Raw genomic sequence first — 12609 nt, 5'->3', positions numbered from 1 at the left:
ACTTTTCCTCATAATCTCACCTCTCGTCTTTTTTCTTCAAGACGTAAGGACTAGATGTTTGTTCTATTGATTTAATTGAGTAATTTTAGCAGCGCTAATAGTTATAAATTATATTTCAAATGACTGAATAGATTTATAAATACTGCCTTTAGGAGTAAGAGTGCTTTGAATTAAGTCTATTCTTGAAAACTTAATAATGGACTCCTTGAATATAAACCATTCTGGTAATATAATCGACTCTTTGAGCTTTTCTTTAACCCTGAATCTTGCAACAGTAATATGTGGATTAAAAGATCTTTTTTCCTTATCTATTCCAAACTTAACAAGATCTTTGTTCAACTCTTTATAAAGCTTTATTCCTTCACTATTGAGATCAATTCCCGTAACTACAAGTTGTCTTGGAAATCTTCCGTTTGGCCATATTTCAAATTCTTGAAATTTTACTTCAATATTTAAAGGTGATGAAATAATTTCCTGAATCGTAGATATGATTTTATCAACTTTGTCCTGCTCTATATCTCCTATAAATTTCCAGGTAAGATGTATATTCTCTTTTTCCACAAATTTCATTGAGCAATTTAAATCCTGCTCGAATTTTTCTGAATCGAGACTGGAATAAATTATGTCTGAATTTACATAACTTCCTAAAAATAAACGAACTGTTTTTATTTCACTATTTTTTGACATTTTATTAATAATATTTCCTTAAATTAAGTATTTTAGCTACCTAATAGTATTATATTAAAAATTGTAAATACATTCTTCTTATTGAGCAATTATTTTAAAAAGAAATACTTTATATATATAACATAGCTTCCTGAACTTACTTCCTAACATTCCCTTCCTATTAAAAGTTTTACCCTTTTCCAAAAGGGTATTTTTTTTGGAAAAATTCCAAGCATAAAATAAAAATCCTTCAGTTATGAAGGATTTTTATTTTATTTTTTCACGGGACTTAGATGTTAAACCTTATTATTGTTCTTTTTTAATAACATCCTGCACTTTTTTTAATAATTCATCGCCCTTTTTCTGGATTTCATCCATTACCGCATTAGCTTTAACATGCAATTCTTTAACAGATTCTTCTGAGTTTTTGTAAATCTCTGATGAATTATCAGCAAGCATTTTTCTAGTTTCTTCACCAGCGCGTGGAGCAAGCAAAAGGCCAATAACTCCGCCAACAACTCCGCCAATGACAAATCCGGCAAAAAATTTACCTACAGACATAAGTCCTCCTTTTTTCTAACCATTACTTTTGTTTTTTTGTTCTAAAAATACTTTTAATCCAGTAAGAACACCCCGTTTAAGACTTGAAAAAAGCACTTTAGCTCCTGAAGCAACGCCTTTAGATGAATGGGACAGGATATTCAAACTGTCATTTAAAGCAGTATTTAAGCTGCTAAACTGTGTAGTTGTAGAATTTGTAATTGAATTAATGTTTATAAGAGCACGTTTTAATTCTTTCATAGTCGGCCCAAGATCATGCTTAACCACTGCAACAAGACTTTGCGTTGATTTTGCAAGGCTTGATAAATCTGCTAATAATTTAACAAGAAAAACTGTTATGATTATAAGCATTATAATAGTTGCATATATCAAGAACTCAAGTGACTGCTGAGCATTTTGTGATAAAATTTCCAATATTTATTCTCCTAGTAGTTACAGCCAGATTCTAATTCTTCTTTACGTTTTGCAGCAGCCATTTTACCAGCTTTAACCGCATCATTTATTTTAGATATCTGTTTTTCTATAGTATATTTCATTTTATTTATTAAATCTACACTAATGGATGTGCAGGAAGTTAACTCTTTATTTTCCTGACTCAAATTACTGACTGTTTCTTTTAATTCCTGCCGCATTTCCTCACCTGACTTTGGAGCAGCAAGAACACCTGCTACCACTCCTGCAATTACACCAAACAGTAATCCGACTCCGAAACTGACTGAGTTGTCTGCTACTTTTGACATACATTACCTCCAGTCTACTATTCTTATAAATTCTAGTATAACAAATGTATTTAGATTTTTCATGTCCGTATTATCCTGAATTCCAAAGTATATAAGCCAAATTTATGATTCAAATCTATTTAACTATCTCAATATTACATAATCAGCAAAAGTAAATTAGCAAAACCGAGTCTAACCTGTATTTATGATTTGTTTTAATAAATCGTAATTTTATTTAATCATGGAAAATTTTATCTCCAAATATCACTTCAAAAGACCGTTCTTGATGGTTGGGTTGCAATAGTCGCTTGTATACGATGCCGATATTTCCATAACTTCATAAAAACTGAAAAAACAACAAACTTATTTTTAAACGGAAATATCGGTATTCTGGATGTTAGAATATCCGTAATTATATTTCCTGCAAGAAATCCAATTTCTTGAGTCGATAAAGGTTCATAATTGAATTGACTTTTAACTTTTTGATTAAAAGCCTCCAGCTCCTTTTTCCATTGTTTTATTAGCTCAGGCAAGTCAATCGAGATTTCATCAACATAACGCTGCTTATCATTTACCCATCTATTTGCCTTGACTAATGAGTAAACGATAAAATAAAAAATAACTATCTCAAAAGTAAATATTAATAAATAATTTTGTGTCATAATTTCAATTTAGAAACTTATTCTATAATCTAATAGCCTAACGAATTTTATTATTATAGTTCATTTCATTATTAATTTGTATACATTTTATAGGTTAAATAATTTTTTTGAAATTATTCTAAAGTTTAATTATTATTAAAAACAAAAATGAATATTTAAAATTATGATAAAAAGTTTATTTTACAAAAATTCAATTTTAGCTTCAAAATTAATCGGATACATTAGTAAGCGTCTTAATTTTGGTGCTGGCACAAATTTTCCAGGCAAAATAGCAAGAAAGATCGCACCAGATGTACTTTCATATCTGGTTAATCAATCCAAAAGAGAAATTATTGTGGTTACTGGTACAAATGGAAAGACTACAACCGCCGGTTTTATTGCTAATATTTTGACTAAGGATAAACGCAAAGTCGCTCATAATAAAAAGGGCGCTAATATGCTAACCGGCATTACAACTGCAATAACACAGGAAAGCAGTTTAAATGGAAAACTGGATGTAGATCACTGTATTCTGGAAATTGATGAAGCCTTCTTTTTAAAAGCCGTAGATGAATTTAATCCGGAACTGCTTTTAGTAACAAATTTATTTAGAGATCAACTCGATAGATATGGAGAACTCGATACAACAGCTAAGAAAATTCAGTCTGCTATAGATAAAACTGTTAAGAAAAAGCCTCTAAAGGTAGCACTTAATGCTGATGATCCTATGGTATCGGCACTAGCACAAGATAAAAATATCAAAAAAGTATATTATGGCTTTAGTGAAGTAAATTTTGTCAATCAGGATAAAACTGTTAAATCCCCACAAGAAGTTGCGGCTTGTAGTTGTGGTAAAAAATATGATTATTCTAAAATATTTTATGGACACCTTGGCCATTATAGCTGTAATTGCGGAAGATCAAGGCCCAATCCGGATATCAGCGCAGTTGCAAATATAGATATTAATAACTCTACTCTTACAATTACTTCTAAAAATGCTGAAACATTCAATGTGAATCTCAACATGCCTGGGTTATATAACGCTTATAATGCGCTAGCAGCAATAACATTGTGTCTGGAATTAAATATCTCACCTGAAATCATAATAAATGGACTGGAAAATTACAGTACTATTTTCGGTAGAGCTGAATTAACTTATCTTAAAGGCAAGCCAGCATTGATTCAGCTTATAAAAAACCCTATAGGAGCAACAGAAGTACTTAGAACAGTCAAAGATAATAAAAATAGCAAACTATTAATCATAATTAATGATAATTATGCTGATGGAAGAGATGTATCCTGGTTATGGGATGCTAATTTTGAGCTGTTAAATAATCATAATAAACAGATAATAACCAGTGGAATAAGAGCTTCTGATATGGCTGTCAGGTTAAAATATGCAGGAATTGACCATAATAATCTTAAAATCATTGAAAATATTAAAAAAGCCATTGATTATTCTTTATTGAATCTGGAAAATGATGAAAAACTCTATATTTTGCCAACATATACAGCTCTGTTAGAATTACAGCATATATTAAGAAGGTATTAGTACTATTTCTTTCTACTATTTTTACCTTGAACTGGCTTTTTATTTTCACATTGGCATGTGATTGTGCAACCATCAGGACTGAATTCAGCTACGCAGTTTTTACCTTTTTCCTTAGCAAAGTATAAGGCTTTATCAGCTGAACCAATTAATGATTCCTGACTATTTGCTAAATCAGGATACGTAGAAATACCTATACTAATAGTGGGCACAACTTTCGCAGTGTTCTCTGTTGTTACAGCTATAGCTTCTACTTTTCTCCTGATACGATCTGCTATTTTTCTTGCATTTTCTGTAGAAGTTTCAGGCAATATAACTGCAAATTCTTCACCACCATATCGACTTGGCATATCAATTTTCCGACAGGTAGAAGAAATTACATTCGCAATAACTCTTAGAATTTCATCTCCAATTTGGTGGCCATGCGCATCATTAATTTGTTTAAAATTATCTATATCCATCATTAGCAATGAGACAGAATGTTTATACCTGGCTGATCTTTTAATCTCGCTATCAAGCATATATTGAAAATGTCTATAAATATAAAGCTTAGTAAGTCCATCTTTTGTAGCAAGTTCATATAACTGAGCATTACTTATTGCAATTGCGGCATGGTTAGCTAAGGAAACCATAAAGTCTAAATCATCATGGTTAAAGAACCCTCCTGATAACTTGTTAGTGATATTTATTACACCAATAGCTTCACCTTTAACCACAAGAGGCACACATAAAATCGAGCTTACTCTTGAATTTGATGACTGTTTAAATCTTGGATCACTTGATCCTAAATTGGTAATTATAGGTTTTTTGGTATGGAATACCTCTCCAGCTATACCTTCGCCTACTTTAATCCTGGTGCACTGAATCAAACCTTCATTTATTTTATCTTCAATTTCTTTATCAGGTAAACCGTGTACAACTTTTACAATTAGCTCATTATAAGCATTATCATAAAGCATTAATGAACCTTTTTCAGCTGAAACTGTCTGAATTGCCTTATCTAAGATAATTTTTAATAACCTCTTCAAGTCATCAATAAAGTTAATAGCCTGACCAAGATTATAAAGAATTGAGATATTATGTAAACTTTTTTGCAGGTAATTGATATTTCTCTCTTTTGCTTGCTGAGTTTGTACTCTGCTTATTGCAGGAGTCATATATTCACAAACTTTTGCCAGCGTTTTTAGTTCAAGTTCAGAATACGGCTCAGTTTCATTTTTAGGGCCTATGGAAATAATTGTTATTACTCTGCCTTCGTTTAAAATTGGAAGCCAATAGTACGAATTAAGATTATGTAAATTATACCTGTCAAAAAACTGTGAATAAATGCATTTACCTTTAGTATCAGCAACTTGCACAGGTTGTCCTTCTTCAATAATACGCCATATGCCTTCTCCCGCATTTTCGAACTCTGCAGGACAAGGTAATCCAACATCATCATAAGAAATTATATGATATTTTTCCCCATCTAAAACATAAAATGCTATATTCCTGACTGATAACTGGTTTTTCAAAAAGTCAATGAACCCTTCTGCCAGAGAATAAATATCTGAAGCATAGTTCAGAGCTCTTGATAACTCAAATAATACATTAAGTTCCCAAAAGTTATGCTGTAATTGCGTTATTTTATCTGATGACTGATTCTCAGGAATTAGGCTTGACATTGAGTTCTCACTTTTAAATGTACATTTAAATTATATTAGATGCCAATATCGATTAATTTTTACGAATGTTACTATTTTTACCAATTGGTTTGATTAAAGTCCTGATTAATATAAAATCTTAATAAAAGCTCATTAGCTTAATTATATAATTTTATTTATAATAATCAACTTTTTAAGGTAGTAATGTTAAATATAACAAAAATAAGAGAGAATTTTCCTACTACAAATAGCCTAACTTATCTTGATCACGCAGCTGTAGCACCTATACACTTGCAAACCCGCCAAATACTTGATAAGTATATTAATCATTTTTTAAACGAAGGTATAAGAAATTATACGATTTGGGTAGATAAAACTGAGCAAATTAGAGATGATTTTGCAAAATTTATTGGAGCAGAAGCTTCAGAAATTGCTTTTATCAAAAATACTTCAGCAGGAATCTCTATACTGGCAAATGGTATTGAATTTAGGGAACAGGACAATATTATTGTTCCTGATATTGAATTTCCTGCAAATATTTATCCCTGGCTAAATCTGGAGAGAAAAGGGGTTAAAGTTAATTTTTTAAAAGTAGAAAATGGCGTTATAGATTTAAATGAACTTGAAAACTTAATAAACCAGCATACCAGAGTAGTGTCTGTCAGCTGGGTTGAATTTATTAATGGTTTTAGAAATGACTTGAAAGCAATATCAGATATATGCAAGAAAAAATCTCTGGAATATGGCAGAAAAATCTACTTTTGCGTTGATGCTATTCAAGGATTAGGAGCTCTAAAGCTAGATATAAGAGAAACAGAAATAGACTTTCTTGTTGCTGATGGACATAAATGGTTTTTAGCACTTGAAGGAGCAGGAATTTTATACTGCAATAAAAAAATATTAAATGAAGTATACCCTGTTTCAGTGGGATGGAAGAGTGTAAAGGATCCTTTAAATTTTACCAATATAAATTTTGACCTGGAAGAATCGGCAAAAAAGTTTGAAGAAGGCAGTTTAAATATTGCCGGTATCCTGTCATTAGGAGCAAGTCTGGATTTATTTAATGAATATGGAATTGAAAATATCGAAAAAAGGATTTTACATCTTACAAATACTGCTATAAATTTGTTACAAAATAAAAATATCGAGATAATAAGTCCACTTGATAACCAATACAGATCAGGTATTTTATCATTTAAAACTAGGGATATCGAGAAGGATTTTCTAAAACTCCTTGCTAACAAAGTACAACTATCAAAACGAGGGGATATCCTGAGAATTTCACCCCATTTTTATAATACTGAAGAAGAACTGGAGAGATTTTCGAGCTTAATAAATTAGCTTATAATATTATTATGACTACAGAAATTACAAAAAATAATTTAACAGAAACCAATACAGCCGGAAGTTCAGTCAAAAAGTATGTCTTGAAAAAAAGTTCTACCGTTAACAAGTTCCAGATAAACTACGAAGCTGAATTAAACGAGAGCCAGTATCAGGCTGTTATAAATACAGAAGGACCTGTCCTTGTAATTGCCGGAGCTGGAACGGGCAAGACAAGAACTCTTGTTTACAGAGTAGCAAGGATGGTTGAATCAGGTATAAAACCTGATAACATACTTTTGCTAACTTTTACCCGCAAAGCATCCGAAGAAATGCTCAGCAGAGCCTCAATAATATTAGATTCAAGATGCGAAAACATAGCAGGTGGAACTTTTCACTCTTTTGCTAATATGATACTAAGAAAATATGCCGACCAGCTAGAGCTTAAAAACTCCTTCACTATCCTTGATAGAAGTGATGCAGAAGATGCTATAAACCTGATAAGAGGCAAAATTGTTGACACAAAGAAACGTAGATTTCCAAGAAAAGCTACTATTTGTGATATTTATTCAAAAGCTATCAATAAAGACATTGCTGTTCCTGAAATTATAGAATCAGAATATTCCCAGTTTATGCAATGCACAGATCAAATTATCGAAATATGCCAGCAATATGGTGATTATAAGAGATCGAATTCTCTCTTAGACTATGATGATTTGCTTTTATATCTAAAAGTCCTCTTATTATCCAGCGAAAAAATAAGAAAAAAACTGTCAGAAACTTATAAATACATAATGATTGATGAATATCAGGACACAAACAGCATTCAGGCTGAAATAGTAAAATTGCTAGCTTATACACATAATAATGTAATGGCGGTAGGAGACGATTCTCAAAGCATTTACTCCTTTAGAGGTGCCAATTTCAAGAATATTATTAATTTCCCAAAATTATTTGAAGGCGCAAAGGTTATAAAGCTTGAACAAAATTATAGAAGCACTCAGGAAATTCTTGATGTTACAAATGATGTTATTAAATATGCTTATGAAAAATACAGCAAAAATCTTTTTACAATTAGAAAAAATGGAGAAAAACCTGCTATAGTTGTTGCGCCAAATCAACAAATCGAATCAGAATTTGTCTCACAAAGAATTTTAGAGTTACAGGAAGAAGGTATCTCTCTCAATAATATGGCAGTACTCGCAAGAAGCTCAAGAACCACCTATAATCTTGAGGTAGAACTTGGTAAAAAAGGCATTCCATTTAGAAAATTTGGCGGTTATAAATTTATTGATACTGCTCATATAAAAGATATAATTGCCCATTTAAGGGTCATAGTGAATAGAGAAGACCAGATAAGCTGGAATCGCATTTTATTATTGCTAAATGGTATAGGAAATATTGCAAGCAGTAAGCTAATTCCAATTTTATCAGGCAAAGAAATTACGGATATTAAACTTTTACCTGTAGGCAATAAAAGCAAAGACCAGTTAAATACTCTTATTAACTCTATTGAAACAGTCAGACAGGGAAAATATAAACCATCAGAAGTTGTAGAAATTATTGCCAATTATTATCACCCGATTCTTGCGGATAGATATGACGATTTTCCTAAGCGTGAAAAAGATTTAGAACATTTTAAATATCTTGCAGAAGGATATAGAAGCCTGGAAAGCTTTTTAAGTGATTTAGTCTTAGAACCTCCTGAATCTAGCTTCTCTGACGTTCAAAAAGGAGCTATACACGATGAATATTTAACTCTTTCTACCATACACTCTGCAAAGGGACTGGAATGGGATACTGTTTTCATTATTGGAGCTGTAGAAGGGAAATTTCCTTCCATATACTCCTATGATGATCAAGATAGCCTGGAAGAAGAAAGACGATTAATGTATGTAGCAACTACAAGGGCTAAAAATAATCTTTATATCACTTATCCGATAGATATGTTTGATTATAATCAAGGAATCACACTTTCAAAACCTTCAAGATTTGTTGAAAAAATCCCGGAAAACCTTCTTGAAAGATGGTGTCTTGTCCAGGAATAATCAAACAGGTTGCAGCAATTTATATTGACGCAAATTGGAACATTATAAAGCTTACGTTAAGGGTTAATGCATATAAATTCCTTCTTTCTTAAATGTCAGACATAAGCTTATCTTGAAAAATTTTATTAAGTGATTAACAAAGTTGTTCATATTTTAATAAATAAAACATTATAATAAATAGAAATATTCAAAATATTTTTGAGGGGAATTTCTGCCAATGAGAGATATAAAAATTTTTGCCCTGTTTATCAGTGTAATACTGATTTTTTGCACAGGTAAAGCTTGGGCAGCTCCTTTTTATGAACAATATTACCAGACAAAAATTAAGGAAAGTCAGATAGGATATAGTTTTGTATCACAAGAAGAACAAGAAGATGCAGATAAAAAAATAATAGTCACCAATAAACACTATGAACTCAAGTTCAAACGTCTTGGTTTTGACGTTAAAATACTTCAAGACATCCAATTTATCGAAGATATGAAAGGAGATCCGATTTCATTTGCTGCGAATATGGAAAGCAAGGGAGAAACCATAAATATCAAGGGTAGATTTTTATCTCCTAAAAGACTGCACGTTACCTCAATCATAAACGGAAATACAAAGTCAGAAGAAATCGAAATAAAAAAAGAAATACTTTTTCCCTACGCAATAAACCAATTATTCCAGGATAATGAGAAAGAAACTCTGGAATATTCAACCATAGACCCAACTAATGATATTAAAATCGTAACTGTTACAGCCCAAAAAGTTGGCTCTGAAGTATTAAAAGAGGGCAACATACAGGGTGAATATACAAAATATAAAGTCTCTATAGACTTATTGCCAAATATTGACAGTTATGAATGGTACGATAAGCAAGGAAGGTCAGTTAAAGAAAAGTCTTCTCTTCTTGGTTTAGAAAAAATAGCTAGTAATAAAGATCAAATTATTGGCAACGTTGATAGTTATGATATATTCTATAAAAGCTTAATACCAGTTAAGACACATATTCCAGACCCATTTAATCTTGATAGCATAACTTACAAAATTGAAACCCAGAGTGAAAACCCTGAAGAAATATTTATCACTGATGATAAACAACGAATTATTCATACCAGGGAAAACACTATTTATTTAAAAATAAAAAATCAATTAATAGATAGTGAAAATTTTAAATATCCTGTTGAAGCGAGTGATTTTTCTGATTATTTAAAATCAGGGCCATATATTACTTCTGACAATCCTGAAATAATTAATCAGGCTAATATGATTATCGGACACAAAAAAGATGCCTACAAAATTGCAAAAACAATGGAAAAATGGGTATTTGATGAAATAAATACGAAAGACCTTTCCGTTAATTTTGCAAATGCAGCAGAAGTAATGAAAACCAAGGAAGGAGACTGTACTGAACATTCAGTATTGCTTGCATCATTGTTAAGAGCAGCAGGCATACCTTCTAAAGTTGTTGTAGGTTTAATGTATACAAATGTACCTGAAGAAGCATTTGTATATCATATGTGGGTTAACGCTTACATTGGTAAGTGGATTAGTCTGGATCCAAGTTTCCCTAATGATAGCTTCAGCCCTATACATATAGCTATTTCAGAATATGATCTTAATAATCTTTCAAGCAAAACTGATATAGTTTTAGACGTTATTAAAAGCTTTACCACATTAAAAATAAGTATTCTTAACTACTCAACTATAGCCAATAATATTATCGGCGTTAAACTATCAGAATCAAACAATCCATTGGATATTAAGATTAAGCTTAAAGATAACAATAACAATCCTGAGACTCCTATAAAAAACATAAGCTTAAAAACCGGTGAAGATATTCCAAGCCTGGGTTCTGAGCAAAGAAAAAAATATATCGAAGAATCAACAAGGTCTGGGTTTTACAATTTCTCTAAAGGTAATATAAGCCAGGCTAAGTATGATTTTGAAAAAGTAGCCAAATTAATCCCGTATAATGACGACTTTTCAGATGTAAAATTAGCACTTAAATTAGCATCCCTTGGACTCTTTAACCTTGCGGACAATCAATTGAAAAATGTTCATGATGGCCAAATATGGGATTTACAGATAAAAGACCTAAAAAGCATATATTATCCCAAAAATATTCCTTCCTCAGAAGATGAGATGCTATTAGCTCAAGCATTGAGCAAGATTAACTTTCAAAATGATCCTTTTGGAGCTATATCATTAATCAATAATGAAGCCGGATTTGATAAATATGATTACACACATTATTTGACTGCTAAAGCGTATTTAGCCAGAAATGAGTTTGATAAAGCATTAAAAGAACTGGAAAAAGCTATTGATAATAACCCTGATAATTTAAGCTATAAACTTGAGTTAGCAAAAATTTATTCCAAAAAGAACGAATTTAAAAAAGCAAAAAAAGAATTAGATTACATTCTAAAACAGAATCTGGTTGATAAAAAGTTCATCGAACTGGTTAACACTGAATTATACTGGTTATTATTCAAAGATAACAGAAAAGATAACACTAAAAGCCAATATTATCTGGCCAGGTATTACGGACAAAAAGGTGAATATAAAGCAGCAATAGACATATTAAATAAATTAATTAATAATAAGCAGGAAGAATCTTATATTTATGAGCTTCTTGGAGATTATTATTTCCATTTAAATCAGCTTAATGATGCAAGATTAAGCTATCAAACAGCTCTTAAATTAAATAAGAAAAGCTCTAAATCACTAGTAGGTCTTGGTAACATCTTGAAGAAAGAAGGAAAATATAAAGGATCTCTTAATGAATACCTTAAAGCAGAAAAGTTTGATCCTGAATATCCAGACCTAATTCTTTCCATAGCTAATGCATACAAACTTTTATCCCAGGAAGAAATTGCCTATAAATATTTTGACAAACTTTTAAACTTTGATAACAATAATTATTTTGCTAATTATAATATTGGCTTAATGCACTTAAATAGTGGAAAAGCTGACAAAGCAGAAGAATATTTCAAAAAAGCTTTATCAGTAAATCCAAATTATTCGGATAGCTGGCTACAATTAGCCAAAGTTGAGATAGATAAAAAGAATTATTTTCTTGCTAAAACCTATCTTGACGCTGTGAGTTACTTAGATCAAGACAATTCATCACAATATTATTATTATCTAGGATTAATTAACAAGAATAATGAAGATTACTCCGTAGCAAGATTAAACTTCAAAAAAGCTATTGAACTAAAAGCTGACCATAGAGAAGCTTTAGAAGAATTGAAAAAGTTAAAATAAGGTGCTTGCCTAGAATAATATTTAATGATTGGTAATAGATTTCTAATATTTGCTATTTTCGGTATTTATAAAATTTTAAAAATCGTCCAAACTGTCATTACGAGGAAGCAGCAAAGCTGCACCATTAAAAACCATAGTTTTAATACTAAGATTGATGAATTTAAAAAGGTGACTGTGTCACCGTGGTAATCTTTCCAATGTTCACCAGATAG

10 protein-coding genes are annotated in these 12609 nt (G+C 31.1%); 4 read left to right on the top strand and 6 right to left on the bottom strand.

Annotation, left to right across the window (positions count from 1 at the left end):
* Window positions 1–108 precede the first annotated feature (108 nt).
* The 5 genes from A2255_06640 to A2255_06620 form a co-directional block, all read right to left on the bottom strand.
* Complete coding sequence (locus tag A2255_06640) at window positions 109–687, bottom strand: 2'-5' RNA ligase (protein ID OGI22542.1); 579 nt, start codon at window positions 685–687, stop codon at window positions 109–111.
* Window positions 688–972: 285 nt separating this feature from the next.
* Window positions 973–1227: a hypothetical protein gene (locus A2255_06635; GenBank protein OGI22541.1), complete on the bottom strand. Its 255-nt coding sequence runs from the start codon at window positions 1225–1227 to the stop codon at window positions 973–975.
* A 15-nt stretch (window positions 1228–1242) separates the two neighbouring features.
* Complete coding sequence (locus tag A2255_06630) at window positions 1243–1641, bottom strand: hypothetical protein (protein OGI22540.1); 399 nt, start codon at window positions 1639–1641, stop codon at window positions 1243–1245.
* An 11-nt stretch (window positions 1642–1652) separates the two neighbouring features.
* Entirely contained in the window at window positions 1653–1967 is a 315-nt protein-coding gene (locus A2255_06625) for a hypothetical protein (GenBank protein ID OGI22539.1), read from the bottom strand.
* Between the two features lie 248 nt (window positions 1968–2215).
* Window positions 2216–2608 carry a hypothetical protein gene (locus A2255_06620; protein ID OGI22538.1) on the bottom strand — a complete coding sequence of 131 codons (393 nt, stop codon included), beginning with the start codon at window positions 2606–2608 and terminating at the stop codon, window positions 2216–2218.
* Between the two features lie 163 nt (window positions 2609–2771).
* On the opposite strand from A2255_06620, the gene A2255_06615 reads away from it, so the two are divergent.
* Window positions 2772–4139: a hypothetical protein gene (locus A2255_06615; GenBank protein OGI22537.1), complete on the top strand. Its 1368-nt coding sequence runs from the start codon at window positions 2772–2774 to the stop codon at window positions 4137–4139.
* Between the two features lie 2 nt (window positions 4140–4141).
* Here A2255_06615 and A2255_06610 read toward each other — a convergent pair whose 3' ends face one another.
* The gene (locus tag A2255_06610) at window positions 4142–5800 is read right to left on the bottom strand and encodes a hypothetical protein (GenBank protein OGI22536.1); all 1659 of its coding nucleotides are present in this window, start codon (window positions 5798–5800) and stop codon (window positions 4142–4144) included.
* A 183-nt stretch (window positions 5801–5983) separates the two neighbouring features.
* On the opposite strand from A2255_06610, the gene A2255_06605 reads away from it, so the two are divergent.
* The 3 genes from A2255_06605 (at window position 5984) to A2255_06595 (ending at window position 12397) form a co-directional block, all read left to right on the top strand.
* The gene (locus A2255_06605) at window positions 5984–7120 is read left to right on the top strand and encodes a hypothetical protein (GenBank protein ID OGI22535.1); all 1137 of its coding nucleotides are present in this window, start codon (window positions 5984–5986) and stop codon (window positions 7118–7120) included.
* 14 nt (window positions 7121–7134) lie between these two features.
* Window positions 7135–9150, top strand: a complete 2016-nt coding sequence (locus A2255_06600) for an ATP-dependent DNA helicase (protein ID OGI22534.1) — start codon at window positions 7135–7137, stop codon at window positions 9148–9150.
* Window positions 9151–9367: 217 nt separating this feature from the next.
* Complete coding sequence (locus tag A2255_06595) at window positions 9368–12397, top strand: hypothetical protein (GenBank protein ID OGI22533.1); 3030 nt, start codon at window positions 9368–9370, stop codon at window positions 12395–12397.
* Window positions 12398–12609 lie beyond the last annotated feature (212 nt).

It is taken from the genome of Candidatus Melainabacteria bacterium RIFOXYA2_FULL_32_9 (assembly GCA_001784615.1).
Classification (GTDB): domain Bacteria; phylum Cyanobacteriota; class Vampirovibrionia; order Gastranaerophilales; family UBA9579; genus UBA9579.
The sequence above is the reverse complement of the archived record's forward strand: the minus strand, read 5'-3'. Positions and strand labels throughout refer to the sequence as shown.

Bases quoted from the DNA above. Each gene is read 5' to 3' on its own strand.
- A2255_06640 (OGI22542.1), bottom strand. From the start codon at position 687: ATGTCAAAAAATAGTGAAATAAAAACAGTTCGTTTATTTTTAGGAAGT.
- A2255_06635 (OGI22541.1), bottom strand. From the start codon at position 1,227: ATGTCTGTAGGTAAATTTTTTGCCGGATTTGTCATTGGCGGAGTTGTT.
- A2255_06625 (OGI22539.1), bottom strand. From the start codon at position 1,967: ATGTCAAAAGTAGCAGACAACTCAGTCAGTTTCGGAGTCGGATTACTG.
- A2255_06620 (OGI22538.1), bottom strand. From the start codon at position 2,608: ATGACACAAAATTATTTATTAATATTTACTTTTGAGATAGTTATTTTT.
- A2255_06615 (OGI22537.1), top strand. From the start codon at position 2,772: ATGATAAAAAGTTTATTTTACAAAAATTCAATTTTAGCTTCAAAATTA.
- A2255_06610 (OGI22536.1), bottom strand. From the start codon at position 5,800: ATGTCAAGCCTAATTCCTGAGAATCAGTCATCAGATAAAATAACGCAA.
- A2255_06605 (OGI22535.1), top strand. From the start codon at position 5,984: ATGTTAAATATAACAAAAATAAGAGAGAATTTTCCTACTACAAATAGC.
- A2255_06600 (OGI22534.1), top strand. From the start codon at position 7,135: ATGACTACAGAAATTACAAAAAATAATTTAACAGAAACCAATACAGCC.
- A2255_06595 (OGI22533.1), top strand. From the start codon at position 9,368: ATGAGAGATATAAAAATTTTTGCCCTGTTTATCAGTGTAATACTGATT.